Genomic DNA, 370 nt, shown 5'->3' with positions numbered 1-370 from the left:
AAGCACCAATTATCGCTTAGGTAAGGAGGTGATCCAGCCCCAGGTTCCCCTAGGGCTACCTTGTTACGACTTCACCCCAGTCATGAACCACACCGTGGTAAACGCCCTCCCGAAGGTTAAGCTATCTACTTCTGGTGCAGCCCACTCCCATGGTGTGACGGGCGGTGTGTACAAGGCCCGGGAACGTATTCACCGTGGCATTCTGATCCACGATTACTAGCGATTCCGACTTCATGGAGTCGAGTTGCAGACTCCAATCCGGACTACGACCGGCTTTATGAGATTAGCTCCACCTCGCGGCTTCGCAACCCTCTGTACCGACCATTGTAGCACGTGTGTAGCCCTACTCGTAAGGGCCATGATGACTTGA

Annotated in this window: 1 rRNA gene; it reads right to left on the bottom strand. The window is 54.3% G+C overall.

The window, feature by feature from the left end:
• Positions 1-21: 21 nt before the first annotated feature.
• Positions 22-370, bottom strand: a 16S ribosomal RNA gene (locus RC73_RS19740); the annotation flags it as partial.

The organism is Shewanella sp. ECSMB14102 (assembly GCF_000813075.1).
GTDB classification, from domain to species: domain Bacteria; phylum Pseudomonadota; class Gammaproteobacteria; order Enterobacterales; family Shewanellaceae; genus Shewanella; species Shewanella indica.
This window is presented reverse-complemented; position numbering and strand designations above follow the sequence as displayed.